The sequence below is a fragment of the Pseudahrensia aquimaris genome (assembly GCF_042676045.1).
Taxonomy (GTDB): Bacteria; Pseudomonadota; Alphaproteobacteria; order Rhizobiales; family Rhizobiaceae; genus Pseudahrensia; species Pseudahrensia aquimaris.
In genome coordinates, this window is sequence record NZ_JBHTJV010000003.1 from 275,136 (window position 1) to 292,695 (window position 17,560).

Below are 17,560 nucleotides of genomic sequence, written 5' to 3' on the forward strand. Positions count from 1 at the left end.
TCATCGTAAATATACGATGAAAATAGGGTTGGAGCATCCCGAATGCAAGTGCGCGGACAAGCGGGTGGACAAGCGGGTGGATAAGCGAGCGGACCGGCCCGCACAGCGCTTGTTTCGGCTAAAGCGTGCCGTCAAGGTTGGGCATGGTTGATACCCCCTCCCCGATTCGTTCCGTCTGCGTCTATTGCGGCTCTTCCATGGGCGAAAACCCACTTTACGCAGAACAGGCCGCAAGCCTTGGCCAATTGCTGGCCGAGGCGGACATACGGCTTGTCTATGGCGGCGGGTCGATTGGCTTAATGGGCGTGATTGCAAAGAACGTGCTTGCCCACGGCGGGGCGGTGCTGGGCATCATTCCGGAATTTCTGAAAGCCCATGAGCGCGTGGCTGCTGCGGGCGATCTGGAAGGCGCAGAGCTTCAGGTTGTGCCAGACATGCACACGCGCAAGCGGCTGATGTTTGAAGAAGCCGACGCTTTCGTTGCCATGGCGGGCGGGATCGGCACGCTGGAAGAGCTGGTCGAGATGATGACCTGGGCGCAGCTTGGGCGGCACGAAAAGCCAATTGCGCTGCTGAACACAAATGGCTTCTGGCACGCTTTTGACGAGCTTGTGAACGATATGGCTTCAGCCGGTTTCGTTCACAATCACCAGCGCATCAAGCCGGTTCTCGTGGACGGGCCGGAGGAGATTTTGGCCGCGCTGGGCGTTACGCCTTCTTGAACAAGGTCACCGAGTAGATCGCCAGCGCGAACCAGACCATTCCAAACGTCGCCAGCTGCACGAAGTCCAGTTCCTCACCGAGTATCGTGAACGCGACGATGAAGATCAGCGTCGGGCCGATATAGCCCATCAGGCCTACGGTGGAGAACCGCAGCGCCTTCGCGCCAAACGCATAAAGGATGAGCGGCACGGCGGTGACCGGGCCGCAGCCGATGAGCCAGAGAGTGTCTTGCCACGTGACGAAAAGATGGCCGGTTCCTTGCAGCGCGAGATAGACGCAGTAGGCCAGCGCGAAGGGCAGCAGGATCGTAACTTCCAGCAGAAACCCCTGAACGGGGCCGACTGGCTGGGTCTTGCGGATATAGCCGTAGAAGGCGAACGTCAGCGCCAGAAACAAGCCGACAAGCGGGAATTCTCCACCGGCAAATGTGCGGTAGAGAACGGCGAAGGCTGCGATGATGACTGCGATCAATTGCCATTTCGACAGTCTTTCGCCCAGCATAACAGCGCCCATGAGCACGACGATGAGCGGCGTAAAATAGTAGCCAAGCGCCGCCTGCGAGGCGAGGTTTTGTCCAACCGCCCAAATGTAGACGCCCCAATTGGCCGCGATAAGTGTGGCGGTGACGGTCATCATCACCACCACGCGGCGGTCTGAAAACAAGCGCGGCAGCTCTCCCATGCGGCCTTGGAACATCATCACCCCAATAGCGAATGGCACAGCCCATATGACACGGTGAGCAAGCAATTCGGTGGGCGGCATGTGTTTGGTTGCGGCAAAATAAAGCGGCAGAAAGCCCCAAAGCACATAAGCAGCCGTGGCCATGACAGCGCCCACGGCGGGCGACATGGCAGTGTTCGCGCGGGCTGCCGGAATGGGGCGGCCGGGCGGAACGCTGGGGGCGCTGTCGCTCACAGTGTCACGCCAGTCTCTCGAATGAGCTTGTAGTTCAAACTGTCGAGCAAGGCCTGGAAGGACGCGTCGATGATGTTGTCGGAAACACCGACCGTCCACCAGCGCTCGCCCGTCTCGTCGGTGGATTCGATGAGCACGCGGGTGATCGCTTCGGTGCCGCCGTTCAGGATACGCACCTTATAGTCCACCAGTTCCAAGCCTTCGATTTGGCTTTGATATTTTCCAAGGTCAGTGCGCAGGGCTTTATCGAGCGCGTTGACAGGGCCATTGCCCTCGGCGACCGAAAGCAGGCGTTCACCATCGACGATCATTTTCACAACGGCTTCTGAAACGGTGATGACATCGCCAATAGCGTTGAAACGGCGCTCGACGCTGGCGCGGAAGCTTTCGACTTCAAAGAAGGTCGGCACGGTGCCAAGCGTGCGACGAGCAAGAAGTTCAAAACTCGCTTCTGCTGCTTCATAGGCATAGCCCGCAGCCTCGCGCTCTTTCACCAGAGCGATGAGCGTGTCGAGCTTTGGATTGTTCTTTTCAATCTCAATGCCACGGCGGGAAAGCTGGTCGATGAAATTCGACTTGCCGCCTTGATCGGAGACCATGAGGTTGCGCTTGTTGCCCACGCTTTCAGGCGGCACGTGCTCGTATGTCGTCGGGTCTTTGATCAGCGCGGAGGCATGAATGCCTGCCTTGGTGGCGAAGGCGGACGAGCCGGAATACGGCGCTTGGCTGTGGGGCGCACGGTTGAGCAATTCGTCGAAGGTGCGCGACAGGCGGGTCAGGCCTTTGAGTTTTTCTTCGGGAATGCCGATTTCGAAACGCTTGGCAAAGTGCGGTTTCAGCGCCAGCGTCGGGATGATGCTGATGAGGTTGGCATTGCCGCAGCGCTCGCCAATCCCGTTGATCGTGCCCTGGATTTGGCGCGCGCCTGCCTCAATGGCGGCCAGCGAATTGGCGACGGCTTGTTCGGTGTCGTTATGGGCGTGGATGCCTACCTTTTCACCGGGGATGACTTTGCAGACGGCCTCAACGATTTCGCGCACTTCCACCGGCTGGGAGCCGCCATTGGTATCGCACAGCACAACCCAATCCGCGCCTGCGTCGATGGCCGTCTGCGCGCAGGCAAGTGCGTAATCGGGGTTGGCTTTGTAGCCGTCGAAAAAGTGTTCGCAATCGAGTAAGACCTGTTTTCCGGCCGCTCGGGCAGCCTCAACTGAGGCTTTGATGCTTTCGAGGTTTTCCTCATTGGTGCAGCCCAGCGCGACCCGCACGTGCAAATCCCAGCTTTTGGCGACGAAGCAAATGGCGGAGGCCGAAGACGCGGTAAGCGCGGCCAGCCCGGGGTCGTTGGAGGCTGAAACGCCTGCCCGCTTGGTCATGCCGAAGGCTGTGAAAGTTGCAGACTTTGTGCGCGACTTTTCGAAGAAGGCCGTATCCGTAGGGTTCGCACCGGGATAGCCGCCCTCGATAAAATCAATGCCAAAATCGTCCAGCATCTTGGAGATGGCGATCTTGTCTTCCAACGAGAAGTCCACGCCCGGCGTCTGCGCGCCGTCGCGCAAGGTCGTATCAAAAAGTGTGATGCGTTGTTTGGTCATTGAACTTCTCCCCCAAACGCGCGGCGGCCTTCTATCGCTTGCCTGTCCACGACGCTGCGCGTCTGCGGGCAAGGCGGAATGCTCAAAGTCGTATCAAAAAGTGTGATGCGTTGTTTGGTCATTGAACTTCTCTCCCAAACGCGCGGCGGCCTTCTATCGCTTGCCTGTCCTCGACGCTGCGCGTCTGCGGGCAAGACCGGCTGCTCAAAGTCGTATCAAAAAGTGTGATGCGTTGGTTGGTCATGGTTTTCTCACAGGCCGCGCAGGATTTTGAGGCGGCGGTCGCGTTCTTTGGCGATGGTCGCGTTCACAAGATCCGTCTGGTCAGAATAGGAAACGGTGATGCCCACCGCCGTTGATTTGAACGTCTCCAGCATTCGATCACGCCGGTCGGTAGGTTCGTTTTTTTGCAACACTTCCATTTGGGCATTCAGAGCTTCAAGCCGCGTTTGGAATGCCGCTTGAAGCCTATCGAGATTGTCTCTCCGGTCCGCAAGGAATGCCTTTTCGATGGCAGACGTTGCGCGGCTGCGGGCGACAGGATCAAAGACGCTCTGCGGCTTTCCCAACGCAGCCATCGCATCCAGAGTGACTGGCGGCCACGCAATATCCGCTGCCTTGGTCACCTCGTCGGGCTCGTTTTGCGGCTGCGTTTCGGGCGTTTGGGGAGTGGTTTCACCCATCACCTCTTTCACAATCCGCTCGCCCTGCCCCAACCATGCGTTCAGCGTGGCGGCTGGCGCTGTCAAAACCGCGATGACCGCGGCAACGCTTAGTCCGATGACAACGAAGAACACAAAGCGCGCGCGGCTGCCTTGCCGCTGCACGACCTCGCGCTGTTTATGGGCATCGCGGCCAAACATCAGCGCACGACTTCCCAAGTGGTGACGCGGTTGCCGTCTTCGTCCTTACCGTCTTTCAGTTGGATGCCTTGAGCGAGGAGTTCATTGCGAATGCGGTCAGCCTCGGCCCAGTTTTTGTCGGCGATAAACGCGAGGCGTTTATCAACTAGCAACTGTTGTTCGACGGAAATTGTATCTTGGACGAGGTTCAAGATTCCCAAGTAGACGAGTGGATCAACAAATTTACACCAGCTCGCTTTTTCCATTTCTTCGATCGCGTTTAAGTCAAGATCATTGGCAGCAATGAAGAAGGCACCGTTTGCCTTAGGTAGAAGCGAGTGCAATTCCCCAAATAGTCTTTGAAAATTAAGATCGTCCTCCAACAGGCATGAGAGCAAACTCAAGTCTGCATCTAGCTCTATTTCGTTTCTAATATGGCGCGTGGCGATAGACTTCCATTTGCGCAATATGTTCTCCGCCTCCTCCAGCCTTCTGACCGAAAAGTCTATCGGTTCGCGGTAGTGGGTCATCAGCATGGCCAGACGAACCACTTCGCCGGGCCATTTGCGGCCGCCGACCTTTTCCGTCTCCAGCACGTCATGGACGGTGTGGAAATTGCCGAGCGACTTCGACATTTTCTCGCCTTCGACTTGAAGGAAGCCGTTGTGCATCCATACCGAGGCCATCTTGTCGGTGCCGTGGCAGCAGCGGGATTGGGCGATTTCGTTTTCGTGGTGGGGGAAGATGAGGTCCAGCCCGCCGCCGTGAATGTCGAAGGTTTCGCCGAGGTAAGACGCGGCCATCGCAGAGCATTCGATGTGCCAGCCGGGGCGGCCTCTTATGGTTTCGCCGTCGAAGGTCGCATCCCAGCCGGGTTCGTTTTCGGAGCTTTCCTTCCACAGCACGAAGTCTGCGGGGTCTTCCTTATGGTCTTCCACCGCAACGCGCGCGCCCGCTCGCTGGTCTTCCAGATTGCGGCCGCACAGCTTGCCATAGTCGTCCATCGATTTCACACGGAACAGCACTTCCCGCCCCTGCTTGCCGCGGGCGAGATAGGCGTGGCCTTTGTCCATAAGCGTGGTAATCATCGTCACCATGTCCGTCTTGCCGTCATTACGGGGCAAAACGAAATCGGTGGCGCGGGGCTGGTGCGTTGGCTCTAAGCATCCCAGTGCTGCCATATCCGCCATGAACTGATCGGCGGTTTTAGCGGTGACTTTGGCGATTGCCTCGTTGAGCGGCAGATCGGGAAAGTCGCGCACCGCGCGGGCGTTTATCTTGTCATCAACGTCCGTGATGTTGCGCGCATAGGTGACGTGATCCGCGCCGTAAACATGGCGCAGCAGACGGAACAGCACATCGAACACGATGACGGGCCGCGCATTGCCGATATGGGCGAAGTCGTAGACCGTTGGCCCGCAGACATACATGCGCACGTGGTTCGGGTCTTCGGGCACGAAGTCCTCCACCTGCCGCGTGAGCGTGTTGTAGAGGCGGATTTTGGTGTAGTTTGCCATTTTCTTCAGCGATCTGTGTTCTTCACGTTCATTCAAAAGCGCAGAGGTGCGCGTCTACCGACCGTGGCCAGAGCGTTCATCAGAATTTTAAGGCAAAACAGAACGACCCGACCAGCGATGCGCTAGCCAATAATGCAAATCGAAATATATGCATAAGCGTTCATGCCCCGCTTATCGTCCCAAAGCGGGCGAGCGTCAAGATGGATTGTCGCGGCTTAAGCGAATGCGCGGCTGATCAGCGACCAAGACAGCAGCGCCATGATTGCCCCGATGATGAAATCCAGCACCCGCCACGCGGACGATTTGGCAAACAGCGGTTGCAGCAGCCGTGCGCCATAGCCGAGCGAGAAGAACCACACGAACGAGGCAAGACAGGCACCAATCGTGAAGTAGAACCGCGCTGCGCCGTCGTAAGAGCCGGATATGCCACCGACGAGCACCACCGTGTCGAGATAGACATGGGGGTTGAGGAAAGTGAAGCCCGCCAGCGCGGCAAGTGCTGCCTTAAGGCTTTTTGCACCGCTGGTCGCCGCCTCAAGCGCCTGCGGACGCAGGGCGCGGGCAAAGGCAAACAGCGCATAGGCCGCAAGAAAAGCGGCACCGCCAAGAGTGACGTAGAACAACAGGTTTTCGTTCGATTTGACGATGGTGCCGAGGCCCGCCACGCCCGCTACGATCAGCAACGCATCGGCCAATGCCGCTGCAAGACAGAGCGGGAAGACGTATTGCTTCAGCAAGCCTTGGCGCAAAATGAAGGCGTTTTGCGCGCCAATGGCGATGATCAGCCCACCGCCAAGCGCGAACCCCTCCAGCCCTGCCCAAGCCATCAAAACATGCTCATCTGGCCGTCATCGGGCTTTTGAGCTTGGTCCGGTTGCGGCTCGACGCGCTTGAGATTGTCGGGATTATCGTTCGCCACCTTGTTCACGGAATCGGATACGGGAACCGGCGTGAAATAATCATCAGCAATCGGGCGCATCAGGTCTTCGATGTCTTTTGGTTCCTGCGTTTTGCAATCCAGCCAGCGGTCGAAGTCTTTTTCGCGAATTACGAGCGGCAGGCGATGGTGGATTGGCGCGAAGCTCTCGGTCGCATCTGTGGTCAAGATGCACACCGTATCGACTTCGCTGCCGTCCTCGCCTGCCCAAGTCTCCATCAACCCACCGAAGGCAATGATCGGGTCTTGCTGCGAACAGACCCAATAGGGCTGGCTTTTACGCCCTTTGCCAAAGCGCTGCCATTCGTAAAAGCCGGATGCCGGGATGAGCACGCGGCGATGGCGCAGTGCAGCCTTGAAGGAGGGTTTTTCGGCGGCTGTTTCCGTGCGGGCATTGGTGAGCGTGGTGAACGACTTGGGGTCTTTCACCCAGCCCGGCACCAGCCCCCAACGGGCCAGTAAAGCCTCGCGGCCACCGTCGAAGCCGCTGCGGATGGTCACGATGGGCTGTGTGGGCGCAATGTTGTAGCGCGGCGGCATTTCAGGCCCGGCGTCCGTGGGGCGGATGAGCGAGAAATAGTCGTAGAGTTCCGACCACGCGATGGTGAGGCCAAATCTGCCACACATGCCCTGCTCCTTCCCGCTTCTCGCCAAGTCCGTTTCAGGGGCTTATAGAGGAGCCGAGAGGGTCTGCGAAGGCATTGACGATGAGTTCACGGCATTATCCGCAAGCGCCCCTGCTTGGCGCGGCTGTCGCCATATGGCGCGGAGATCATATTCTATTGGCAAAGCGAACCGCTGGGCCCAGCATCGGTACGTGGGCGATGCCCGGCGGTTTGGTGGAGATTGGCGAAACGGTGACGCAGGCAGCTATCCGCGAGGTGAAAGAGGAGACGGCGCTGGATATTGTTGATCCGTTGTTCAACCGTCTGCACGAAATCATCTCGCTCGATGAGGACGATTTTGTCGAACGCCATTACGTGCTCGCCATGTTCGTGGCGCGCAGTGATGCGGGCGAAGCGATTGCAGGCGACGATGCAGGGGCTGTGGCGTGGTTTGAGCTTGAAGACTTAAAGGGACTTCACCTGACCGAGCACACGATCACGTTTGCGCACGAAAGTCGTAAATTGTTGGCAGCGCTGGGCTAGCTTCACAGCGCATTCAAGCATTTGTGTTTTTGTCACTGGTTCGGTTTGGGGCACGGTAGCGGGGTGCAATGAAAGGCCAAAGCTATGTTCCGCATTCTCCCCCTGCTCGCTGCCGTGCTTCTTTCGCCGGTTGCTCTTCCTGTATCGGTTCAGGCCGAAGAGACAGTTGCGGAATATCCAGGCAAGTTTCCGCAGGTAAACCGCTGGAAACTTGAAGGCTGGAAGACAGACTTCACCAAGCGTCGGGTTGATCTCAGCGAAATCATGAGCGGAGGACCGCCCAAAGATGGCATTCCGCCGCTTGATGATCCGCAGTTTGTAGACGTATCTGAAGCGGCCAACCTCCAACCGAATGAGCCGGTCATTGGCTTGGAAATCAACGGCGATGCCCGCGCCTACCCCCTACAAGTGTTGATGTGGCACGAGATTGCCAACGATGTTGTCGGCGGCAAGCCTGTTGCTGTTACTTATTGCCCGCTCTGCAATGCCGCTCTGGTTTTCGACGCAACGCTAAACGGCAAAACGATGAGCTTCGGCACGACAGGCAAGCTGCGCAATTCTGATTTGGTGATGTATGATCGCGGCACTGAAAGCTGGTGGCAGCAATTTACCGGCGAGGCGATTGCCGGTTCGATGACGGGCAAGAGCCTCAAACTGGTACCATCGCGGCTGGAAAGCTGGAGCGCTTTCGCCAAGCGTCACCCTAAAGGCAAAGTGCTGGTGCCGAACAATCCGGGAATGCGAAATTACGGACGCAATCCTTATATTGGCTATGATAGCGCGGCCAAACCATTCCTCTACAACGGCGCCATGCCAGACGGTATCAATCCGATGGCGCGGGTTGTGGTTGTGCGCCGCGATGACAACGAGCCGCTGATCGTCTCGATGCAGAAAGTGCGCGATGCGGGCGGGTTTGAAAGCGGCGCAGTCAAATTGAGTTGGACCCCCGGACAGGCATCCGCGCTCGATAGTCCGGTGATCGCAGAGGGTCGTGATGTCGGCGCGATTTTGGCGAGCGACACTGCGGGCAAACCGCTGGTCTATGATGTCACGTTCGCCTTTGTCGCTCACGCATTCCACCCGAAAGTGACCATCATCAAATAAAGCGCGTGGTCTTTCAAAAGCTACGTGCCTCGCTTATGTCTTCTCCATGAAAATGCCCGTTGCCCTTTTGATAACTCTTGCCCTATCGCTGCCGCTTTGCGCCCATGCGCAGGAAAATGGCACGACGGCAGATCCGACGACAGGCGCAATCGCAACGCCGCAGGAAGAGCCACTGACGGCTGCTCCCTATGACGACAAGCTGTTGCGGCTGTCAGAGGTTCTGGGTTCTATCCACTATCTTCGCGCCCTTTGCGGTGCGCAGGAAGGTGGCAAATGGCGCAATTGGATGGCTGATATTTTGAAATCAGAGGAGCCCATCCCTTCGCGGCGCGCTCAACTGGTCTCAAGGTTTAACCGCGGGTTCCGAGCATTCGATCAGACCTATACCGCCTGCACATCGTCGGCCTTGCTGGCGGCAGATCGATATCTAAAGGAGGGCGTGCGCCTCTCCAGCCAGATCACAAATCGCTACGGGCGCTAGATCGAGCCGCCATTAACCTTTGCGTTAGACTTTGCTGGAAAGCCGTGTGCAGCCCCGCTAGTGTCCGCATTAATCTGATCAAAGACTTCCGGGGCCAAGGGAAACATGTTGCAGCCGACGCAGGACAAACTCGACCAGCTGATTCTGGAAGAAAAAAAGCGTGTTGCATTGGAATTCTTCTCCGAAGCATGGGCTGCCGCCATAGATGAGGGCATTGAACCATCTATTTTGGCGGAAACAGCGATGTTCACAGCCATCAGCCGCCTTTCCGAAGAGGCGAGCGAGAAAGCCGCCTCCGATCTGGTCGAGCAATTGCCTCAGCGCTTTGAATGCGGCGACTTCTTGGCAAACCGTTCGCTTCAATAAGCGTTATTCGGTGTTCGCGCGGTGTATGACCGTGCTCTTTTCATGCTACAGTGACTATGGTTTCTCGTTCCGCTCATTGCAGGATCGCTTGCGCATGACCTATGGCTCCATGCCTTCTTACATCGCTTTTTTCGCTGTCAGTTTCATGCTGAGCGGTGTCAGCCTCGCTGCGCCGGAAACCAAGAAGGTGCCGACGACCCGTGTGATCGTGCCGGACGACGCGCCCGCTGCGGACAACGGCGACGATGAGCCAATTATTACCATACCCACCGAGGACTTACCCCCGATCACCGAGCCACAGCCGCCCGGTGCCGCGAAATCGCCTGACACTCCTGACAAAATTCCACAAATCCTGCGTGATTTTTCTGCCTTGCCACCACCCGTGCAACAGACACGCAAAAACCTTCTTGAGGCCGCCCGCAGCGGAAATATCGAGAATCTGCGTCCGTTCATTGGTCTTGGCGAAAATCCCACCAGCCTCTCTCTGGGTGGCTTGGAAGGCGACCCTATCGACTATTTGAAAAGCACTTCCGGCGATGACGAAGGACGGGAATTGCTGGCCATTTTGATCGAAATTCTTGAAATGGGATATGTTCGAACCGACGAAGGAACCGAGGACGAGTTGTTCGTGTGGCCCTATTTCTTCGCGGTGCCGTTGGACAAGCTGACCCCACCACAAAAGGTGGAATTGTTCCGCATTCTCACAGCCGGTGATTTGCAGGACAGCACGGAATTCGGCAGCTACATCTTCTACCGCACGGCCATTAAGCCAGACGGCACATGGAGTTTCTTCCTTGCTGGTGATTGAGCTTCTGCCCCATAAGCACCAATTCAACAGAGAATCGCAAAGCCCGCCCGCATGAGCCATTCAGCCAATCTTTTCGATCGCAGCCTATTCCGATTGTCAGGCGCAGACAGCGTCGACTTTCTGCACAATCTGGTGACGTGCGACGTCGTTAAATTGCGCGAGGGCGACGTAACTTTCGGTGGCCTGCTGACGCCGCAAGGCAAAGTTCTGTTCGACTTCCACATCATGCGCGAAGCCGATGGTTTTTTATTTGATGTGGCAAGCGGCGCACGCGATGATGTGATGAAGCGGCTGAAATTCTACAAGTTGCGTGCTGCTGTAGACATTGAACCGGACGATGATCGGCAGGTTTATGCCCTTTGGGGTGACGACGTAGGCGGCACAGACGGCCGGCGGCCGGAAATGGGCACGCGAGCCTATTCGGCCTCTCACGAGACAAATTCAACAATCGAAGACTGGAATCGGCACCGCCTGCATGTCGGAATTCCGCTTTCCGGCGTGGATTTTGATCTGGGCGATGTTTTCGCCCACGATACGCTCATGGATCAATTTGTAGGTGGCGGCGTGGATTTTTCCAAAGGCTGCTATGTCGGACAAGAAGTCGTCTCCCGCATGAAACACCGCGACAGCGCCCGCAATCGCTTCGTCAAAGTGAAAAGCGGGACCGACTTGCCGCAAAAGGGCGTTGCACTGATTGCCGCCGAAAAACGCATTGGGACGATGGGCAGTGCGGTGGGCAAAGACGGTTTGGCGCTGGTGCGCGTCGACAAGGTCGGCAAGGCGCTGGATGCGGGCGAGCCTATCACCGCTGAAGATGCGCCGGTCACACTCGAATTGCCGGAATTCGCCACTTTTGGCTGGGGTTCGTGATGGCGCAGCCAAGGGCATGGCAGCGCATGTTGTCGGGGCGCAGGCTGGACCTGCTGGACCCTTCACCGCTTGATATCGAATTTGAGGACATTGCACACGGCCTCGCCCGCGTGGCGCGGTGGAACGGCCAGACGGTTGGCGACCACGCCTTTTCAGTCGCGCAACATTCGTGGCTGGTGGAGGACGTTACGGTTCACTTGCTCGGCAGCGCAACCACCGAGCAACGGCTTTATGCGCTGCTGCACGATGCGCCCGAATATGTGATTGGCGACATGATCTCGCCCTTTAAAGCGATGATCGGCGATGCCTACAAAACGGTTGAGGCACGCTTACAAGCTGCAATTCATCTGCGCAGTGGCCTTGCTGCGGAACCTTCAGACAAGCTGAAAAAGACCATCAAGCGTGCCGATCGCATGGTAGCTTGGTTTGAGGCGACACATCTGGCCGGCTTCAGCGAAAGCGAGGCTGAAAAGTATTTCGAACGACCCTCAGGGCTTGCGCCCGAAGCGCTGGACCTCAAGCCACTGCCTACTTTGGAAGCGCAGGCCATGTATTTGGATCGTGTTCAGGCCGTAATGGCAGGAGCAGCCGCGTGACCTTGCTTTATGTTTGTCCGCTGGACCACCTTGAAGAAACGATGGCCCGATCTGGCGCTCGGCATTTGGTGACGCTTGCGGCACCGGGAAAAGGCATTGAACGACCTGCCAGCGCTGATGATGGTTTTTTGTCGCTGGAATTTCACGATATTGCGGAGCCGCGCGATGATCTTGTCATGGCAAGGCCGGAGCAAATCGATCAGTTGATTCAGACTGTGCGCGCGTGGCATCTGGCTCCTGCCATCGTTTTTCAGTGCTGGATGGGTATTTCCCGATCCACGGCGTCTGCCTTGATTGCCGCCCTTGCGTTAAATGGTGGCTTGGATGCGCAGATCCTCGCCCGCACCTTACGCAACACCGCGCCCAGCGCGACGCCTAACCCGCGGATGATATCGCTAGCTGACGAAACACTTGGTCTCGGCGGAGAGTTGGTGACAGCGGTGAGCGCAATTGGGCGCGGGTCAGATGCCTTTTTGGGAACGCCTTTCCATCTTGATCTCCCGGCAATCGCTACCCCCTCTTCGGCCAACACGGCCACGGCATGACGATGGACGAACGTTCGCCACGCATTGAAATTGGGCTTCATGCGGCAGTTGTTGCCGTGGAAGAGCGCACACCACTGGTTTTGATCAACAGTCCGGAGGGTAACGAGGCCGCTTTGCCTGCGCTGCCTTTCGGGCCTTTCGATCCAGACCAAAACCCAACGATGGAGGCAGGTTTGCGCCGTTGGGTTGGCGAACAAACGCTGCTGCCTCTTGGTTATGTGGAACAGCTCTACACGTTCGGAGACCGCCGCCGTATGCGCGCTGAAGGCGGCGGGCGCACACATTTGGTCTCGGTCGGCTATCTTGCGCTGGTTCGCAAGAAGAGCGGAAACCAGGGGCAAAACTGGACTTCATGGTATGCGCACTTCCCCTGGGAAGATTGGCGCGAAGGCGAGCCGTCCATGCTGCGTGAAGTCATTTTGCCTGCCCTGCGGCGCTGGATTGATGCTACGGGCGAAAACTCTGCGCTCAAGGCAGCGCGGTCTGGCCGCGTGCAGCTGGCGTTTGGCTGCGAGTTACACCACAACAAAGAAGTTGATTTGAAAAACTGGGACGAAGAGCGCGTGTTGGAGCGCTACGAATTGGCCTATGAGGCTGCGTTGGTGCAAGAGTCCGTCGCCGACGGTCACAGTGATACCCTTGCCCTGCCCACGGCTTTGGGGCGCGCCATGCTGCACGACCATCGGCGCATTTTGGCAACGGCTATGGCCCGCCTACGGGGCAAGCTAAAATATCGGCCGGTCGTCTTTGAGCTGTTGGCTGAGCAATTCACGCTGACCGAATTGCAGCAAACCGTCGAGGCCTTGTCGGGCCGTCGCCTTCACAAACAAAATTTTCGACGCATGGTGGATAAGGCAGGACTGGTAGAAGCCACCGGCGCGACCACATCGCGAACGGGCGGCAGGCCAGCGGCTTATTTCCGCTTCCGCCGCTCGGTGACACGCGAACGGCCTGTGCCAGGACTGCGCGTTGGATCGTCTATCTGAAAACGACCGGCGTTAGGTGGGGCGTCTGCGCAGAGTTTGCGGAATGCCGGTGGCCTTCAATTGCGCACGGTGTGGTTCGCTTCGTATGGTGGGCTTGGAGATAAACCGCACACCCAACGTATCACGCTCGCGCCAACGCACTTCGCACTCAATGCGAATGCCGTCCATTGGAATATCGAGGGTGAAGTGATCCGGAATCGGAACATCGTTGGTCATCTTGATTTTCACGCCTTGAGACGAGAAATCGCGCACCATTACTTCGCTCGAAATCGCGCCGTCATTATAGCTGACGACGCCCTTCTTCAGCACGCGTTGGCGGCGTTCCCGCTCGCCCGGTGTCAGCTCTTCGTCTGATGGCATTTTCGCAGTTTCTTCGGTCATTTTCACAATACCCATCCGTGGATTGTGTCGAATATAACCGGAAGTCGTAAATTTTGTGTTGCAGGTTTGGTTGCAATTTATCACACCACACCCGAAATTTTGTGTCAGATCAGGACTTTATCTGAATATCGAGGCCCAGATCGAGCGTTGGGGCGCTCATCGTGATCTTACTGGTTGATATGTAGTCCACACCGGCTTCCGCAATGGCGCCGATTGTATCGATGTTGACGTTGCCGGATGCTTCGATGGGAATCCTTCCATCAACAATCCTAACACCTTTCTCAAGATTTTTCAAAGACATATTGTCAAGCATTACAACATCAGGTGAACTCTTAAGCGCTTCCTCCAATTGGGCCAGCGTGTCCACTTCCACCTCCACTGACACCAAATGACCAGCAAAAGCGCGGGCCGCTTCGATGGCTTTTTTGACGCTGCCAGCAACAGCGATGTGGTTGTCTTTGATCAGGATTGCGTCATCCAGTCCGTAGCGGTGGTTTGAGCCTCCCCCGCATTTAACGGCATATTTCTCAAAAGCCCGCAGGCCGGGGATGGTTTTTCGAGTGCAGCATACCTGTGCCTTTGTGTGAGCAATGCGGTCTGCAAACTGGCTTGTGTAAGTGGCGATACCCGAAAGGTGACAAAGGAAGTTCAGTGCCACCCGCTCGGCGCTTAAAATTGCACGTGCTGGGCCCGATATCGTAGCAATGTCCTGCCCCGCTTTCACGCGGTCGCCGTCCTTCACCAAGGCCTTGAATTTAATACCTTCATCCATCGCCTCGAAGGCGCAAGCAGCGATGGCAAGGCCGGAAATGGTGCCAGCTTCGCGGCTGTTCATAACGGCTTTCGCCTTTGCCGATGCAGGTATGGTCGCATCGCTGGTCACGTCTCCCGCGAGACCGAGGTCTTCGCGCAGGGCGGCGTGGACCGCATCGCGGATCATAATAGGCGACAGAGTTGGCGGGTGCGGTTTTTTTGCCATTGGTCAGACCGCCTTTGCGGTTTTGCCCGCCAGCAATTGCTGAGCCAGCAAGTCCGCTTGTTTGCGAGTGATGAAAGATCGTTTGGCGAGTTCAGGCACTTCGTGAGGGATATCAGAGCGGAAATGACCACCCCGGCTTTCCATGCGGGTTATGGCGGAGACAGCAATCATCTTTGCTGTGATCAGACTGTTTTCAAACCGTTGCTTGGTGTTGGCTTGTTCAAGGTCCACGATGGTCCGCAAGCCATTCAACATGCCGTCGGGCGTTCGAACGACGCCGAATTCAGCGCTCATCGTGCGGCGCAGCAGGGTCATTTGTTCGGAATCTTCATCCGTCTCTATGTCTTCTTCCATAGCGGACGGGTCTGTGCTGCCGTCGCCCCGGCGCGGGGCCGGCATCAGATTTTGAATGTCTTCGGCAATGCGGGCAGCGAACACAACGGCTTCCAGAAGCGAATTCGATGCCAGACGGTTTGCGCCATGGGCACCGGTGGAAGTGACTTCACCGCAGGCCCATAGGCCATCCAACGTTGAGCGGCCGCTTGCGTCTGTCAGAATGCCGCCCATGAAATAATGGGCTGCGGGAACCACGGGGATCAGGTCTTTGGCCGGGTCAATGCCAGCATCTTGGCAATAGCCGTAAACAGTAGGAAATTCCTCCGCGAAATGGTTGCCTATGGCGGTCCGGCAATCGAGAAAAGCGCCGCGTCCTGCACGTATTTCGGCGGCTATCCCGCGTGCAACGATATCGCGGGGCGCAAGTTCCGCGTCTTCGTGCAACGGCACCATGAATCGCTCGCCGTTTTTGTTCAGCAGGTGGCAGCCGTGGCCGCGAAGAGCCTCGGTGGCCAGCGGTGACGGGTCTTTGTCGACGTCGATGGCGGTGGGGTGGAATTGGACAAATTCCATGTCTGCCAGTGTAGCACCAGCGCGAGCGGCCATACCGATGCCTCCACCACGGGCTTCAACGGGGTTTGTGGTGCGAGCGTAAAGGTGGCCGATGCCGCCTGCAGCCATGACAACGGCGCGGGTTGGCAGATGGATTTTGTTGGCTCCCCTTCCCGCATCATCACGCGCTACCACGCCGCTGACATGCTTGCCGTCGGTTTCAATGTCTTGCACGACATAGCCTTCAAGCACCCTGATCGACGGCGTTTTGCGGACAGCAGCAACCAGCGCTTCCATGATCGCACGACCCGCCATATCGCCTTTAACGCGCACGATGCGGTTTTCTGAATGAGCCGCTTCGCGCGAGACGGCGAGTTTGCCCTGAAGATCACGGTCAAACGGCACGCCGAATTCCAGCAGGTCGGTGATGCGATCTGCGGCTTGAGACGCCATGAGCCGTGCGATCTTTTCATCCACTATGCCCGCGCCAGCTTCCAACGTGTCGGCGACGTGTTTGTCCACCGTGTCGCCCTCGGAAACAGCCGCCGCAATACCAGCCTGCGCCCAAGCGGACGATGCCCCACGCCCTAGCGAAGCGGACGTCAGAACGGTGACCGACCGCGGCGCTAGTTTCAACGCACAAAACAGCCCGGCCAGACCACCACCGATGATCACAACATCGTCGTTGCCGTCCCAATCGACGGGACGCAGGAAAGAGAGTTGATCGGCCATGAGCGGCGCTTTCTTTGTCAGATTAGTTCTTCAAATTCACCATGCGCTCGACCGCTTGGCGGGCTTTGGCGGCCATTGTCGGGTCGACCAGCACTTCCTCTTTCATCTCCAGCAGGCTGTCGAGGATGCGTGGCAGCGTGATGCGCTTCATGTGGGGGCACAGGTTGCACGGCTTGATGAATTCGACGCCGGGCGCTTGTTCCTGAATATTCGAGGCCATGGAGCACTCCGTCACCAGCAGCACTTTCGCGCCGGGTTTTTGGCCCACCGCGTAATCGATCATGCCTTTGGTCGAGCCCGTAAAATCGGCAATGGCGGTCACTTCCGTGGGGCATTCGGGGTGGGCGATGATTTGGATTTCAGGGTCGGCCTCGCGGTAAGCAAGCAGCTCTTCCGCGGTGAACCGCTCGTGAACCTCGCAATGGCCCTTCCAAGTGAGGATTTTCACGTCCGTTTCTTTGGCAACGTTCTGGGCGAGATATTCGTCCGGGATCAGCAGCACCGTGTCGACACCGAAGCTTTCCACGACGGCGACGGCGTTGGAAGATGTGCAGCAAATGTCGCTTTCGGCCTTTACGTCTGCGGACGTGTTCACATAGGTGACGATGGGCACGCCGGGATTAGCTTCGCGCAGCAGACGCACGTCTTCGCCGGTGATGGATTCCGCCAGCGAACAACCGGCCCGCATGTCAGGAATGAGCACGGTTTTGTCCGGGTTCAGCAGCTTTGACGTTTCCGCCATGAAGTGCACGCCGCACTGGATGATGACCTGCTCTTTCACGCGGGTGGCTTCCATCGCCAATTGCAGCGAATCGCCTGCGATATCGGAGACGCAATGGTAGATTTCCGGCGTCTGGTAATTGTGCGCGAGGATGGTCGCGTCGCGCTCTTTTTTCAGCTTGTTAATCCAGTAAACGTAAGGCGCGTGGACGGGCCATTCGATCTCAGGGATGTGGTGCTTCACCTTCTCGTAAAGCGGCGCGGTTGCCTCGGCGATTTCCTTGGTGAAGGTCAAATCGGGCATGGGCAGGCGCTCGTATGTGTGGCCTGAGGCCACTTTAACCGCAGCTTGCTTGGTTTGGGATGTTTCGAGCGTCATGGTGCTCTCCTTTCCTTCAGGCCGATTGTCTCGCGGCCCCTCCATTAT

Annotated in this window: 20 protein-coding genes; 10 read left to right on the forward strand and 10 right to left on the reverse strand. The window is 57.4% G+C overall.

The features are described from left to right. Positions 1–143 precede the first annotated feature (143 nt). Positions 144–722: an LOG family protein gene (locus ACFQ14_RS04840; RefSeq protein ID WP_377211573.1), complete on the forward strand. Its 579-nt coding sequence runs from the start codon at positions 144–146 to the stop codon at positions 720–722. Here the strand turns inward: ACFQ14_RS04840 and rarD are convergent. From rarD to ACFQ14_RS04870, 6 genes are all read right to left on the reverse strand, one after another. After that, positions 709–1,638, reverse strand: a complete 930-nt coding sequence (gene rarD / locus ACFQ14_RS04845; protein ID WP_377211574.1) for an EamA family transporter RarD — start codon at positions 1,636–1,638, stop codon at positions 709–711. The two genes, ACFQ14_RS04840 and rarD, sit on opposite strands and share 14 nt — an antisense overlap. Continuing rightward, the gene (gene cimA / locus ACFQ14_RS04850) at positions 1,635–3,233 is read right to left on the reverse strand and encodes a citramalate synthase (protein WP_377211575.1); all 1,599 of its coding nucleotides are present in this window, start codon (positions 3,231–3,233) and stop codon (positions 1,635–1,637) included. Before cimA ends, rarD begins: the two co-directional genes overlap by 4 nt. A gap of 251 nt (positions 3,234–3,484) precedes the next feature. Next, on the reverse strand, positions 3,485–4,096 hold the full coding sequence (locus tag ACFQ14_RS04855) for a hypothetical protein (RefSeq protein ID WP_377211576.1): 612 nt from the start codon (positions 4,094–4,096) through the stop codon (positions 3,485–3,487). Further along, positions 4,096–5,592 carry a cysteine--tRNA ligase gene (cysS, locus tag ACFQ14_RS04860; protein WP_377211577.1) on the reverse strand — a complete coding sequence of 499 codons (1,497 nt, stop codon included), beginning with the start codon at positions 5,590–5,592 and terminating at the stop codon, positions 4,096–4,098. The genes ACFQ14_RS04855 and cysS overlap by 1 nt, the downstream gene beginning before the upstream one ends. A 215-nt stretch (positions 5,593–5,807) precedes the next feature. Next, positions 5,808–6,419 (reverse strand): LysE/ArgO family amino acid transporter, encoded by a 612-nt coding sequence (locus tag ACFQ14_RS04865; RefSeq protein WP_377211578.1) that lies wholly within the window; start codon positions 6,417–6,419, stop codon positions 5,808–5,810. Next, entirely contained in the window at positions 6,419–7,156 is a 738-nt protein-coding gene (locus tag ACFQ14_RS04870) for an SOS response-associated peptidase (protein ID WP_377211579.1), read from the reverse strand. The genes ACFQ14_RS04865 and ACFQ14_RS04870 overlap by 1 nt, the downstream gene beginning before the upstream one ends. Positions 7,157–7,236: 80 nt before the next feature. On the opposite strand from ACFQ14_RS04870, the gene ACFQ14_RS04875 reads away from it, so the two are divergent. From ACFQ14_RS04875 to ACFQ14_RS04915, 9 genes are all read left to right on the forward strand, one after another. Next, positions 7,237–7,677, forward strand: a complete 441-nt coding sequence (locus ACFQ14_RS04875; protein ID WP_377211580.1) for an NUDIX hydrolase — start codon at positions 7,237–7,239, stop codon at positions 7,675–7,677. A gap of 84 nt (positions 7,678–7,761) precedes the next feature. Continuing rightward, complete coding sequence (locus tag ACFQ14_RS04880) at positions 7,762–8,781, forward strand: DUF3179 domain-containing protein (RefSeq protein WP_377211581.1); 1,020 nt, start codon at positions 7,762–7,764, stop codon at positions 8,779–8,781. Positions 8,782–8,827: 46 nt separating this feature from the next. Further along, positions 8,828–9,262 carry a TIGR02301 family protein gene (locus tag ACFQ14_RS04885; RefSeq protein WP_377211582.1) on the forward strand — a complete coding sequence of 145 codons (435 nt, stop codon included), beginning with the start codon at positions 8,828–8,830 and terminating at the stop codon, positions 9,260–9,262. A 105-nt stretch (positions 9,263–9,367) separates the two neighbouring features. Continuing rightward, the gene (locus ACFQ14_RS04890; protein WP_377211583.1) at positions 9,368–9,628 is read left to right on the forward strand and encodes a hypothetical protein; all 261 of its coding nucleotides are present in this window, start codon (positions 9,368–9,370) and stop codon (positions 9,626–9,628) included. A gap of 25 nt (positions 9,629–9,653) precedes the next feature. Beyond that, positions 9,654–10,436, forward strand: coding sequence for a cytoplasmic protein (locus ACFQ14_RS04895; RefSeq protein ID WP_377211584.1), 783 nt, complete (start codon positions 9,654–9,656; stop codon positions 10,434–10,436). 51 nt (positions 10,437–10,487) lie between these two features. Further along, a complete protein-coding gene (gene ygfZ / locus ACFQ14_RS04900) occupies positions 10,488–11,306 on the forward strand; it encodes a CAF17-like 4Fe-4S cluster assembly/insertion protein YgfZ (protein WP_377211585.1) in 819 nt (272 codons plus the stop codon). Next, on the forward strand, positions 11,306–11,902 hold the full coding sequence (locus ACFQ14_RS04905) for a YfbR-like 5'-deoxynucleotidase (RefSeq protein WP_377211586.1): 597 nt from the start codon (positions 11,306–11,308) through the stop codon (positions 11,900–11,902). The genes ygfZ and ACFQ14_RS04905 overlap by 1 nt, the downstream gene beginning before the upstream one ends. Beyond that, a complete protein-coding gene (locus ACFQ14_RS04910; RefSeq protein ID WP_377211587.1) occupies positions 11,899–12,447 on the forward strand; it encodes a tyrosine phosphatase family protein in 549 nt (182 codons plus the stop codon). The genes ACFQ14_RS04905 and ACFQ14_RS04910 overlap by 4 nt, the downstream gene beginning before the upstream one ends. Continuing rightward, positions 12,444–13,433: an NUDIX hydrolase gene (locus ACFQ14_RS04915; protein WP_377211588.1), complete on the forward strand. Its 990-nt coding sequence runs from the start codon at positions 12,444–12,446 to the stop codon at positions 13,431–13,433. The genes ACFQ14_RS04910 and ACFQ14_RS04915 overlap by 4 nt, the downstream gene beginning before the upstream one ends. Before the next feature lie 12 nt (positions 13,434–13,445). Here ACFQ14_RS04915 and ACFQ14_RS04920 read toward each other — a convergent pair whose 3' ends face one another. The 4 genes from ACFQ14_RS04920 to nadA all read right to left on the reverse strand — a co-directional run bounded on the left by ACFQ14_RS04920 (position 13,446) and on the right by nadA (position 17,512). Continuing rightward, positions 13,446–13,814 (reverse strand): PilZ domain-containing protein, encoded by a 369-nt coding sequence (locus ACFQ14_RS04920; RefSeq protein WP_377211589.1) that lies wholly within the window; start codon positions 13,812–13,814, stop codon positions 13,446–13,448. 109 nt (positions 13,815–13,923) lie between these two features. Further along, positions 13,924–14,793, reverse strand: coding sequence for a carboxylating nicotinate-nucleotide diphosphorylase (gene nadC, locus ACFQ14_RS04925; RefSeq protein ID WP_377211590.1), 870 nt, complete (start codon positions 14,791–14,793; stop codon positions 13,924–13,926). Between the two features lie 3 nt (positions 14,794–14,796). Next, positions 14,797–16,413, reverse strand: coding sequence for an L-aspartate oxidase (locus ACFQ14_RS04930; protein WP_377211591.1), 1,617 nt, complete (start codon positions 16,411–16,413; stop codon positions 14,797–14,799). Positions 16,414–16,435: 22 nt separating this feature from the next. After that, positions 16,436–17,512 (reverse strand): quinolinate synthase NadA, encoded by a 1,077-nt coding sequence (gene nadA, locus ACFQ14_RS04935; protein WP_377211592.1) that lies wholly within the window; start codon positions 17,510–17,512, stop codon positions 16,436–16,438. Positions 17,513–17,560 lie beyond the last annotated feature (48 nt).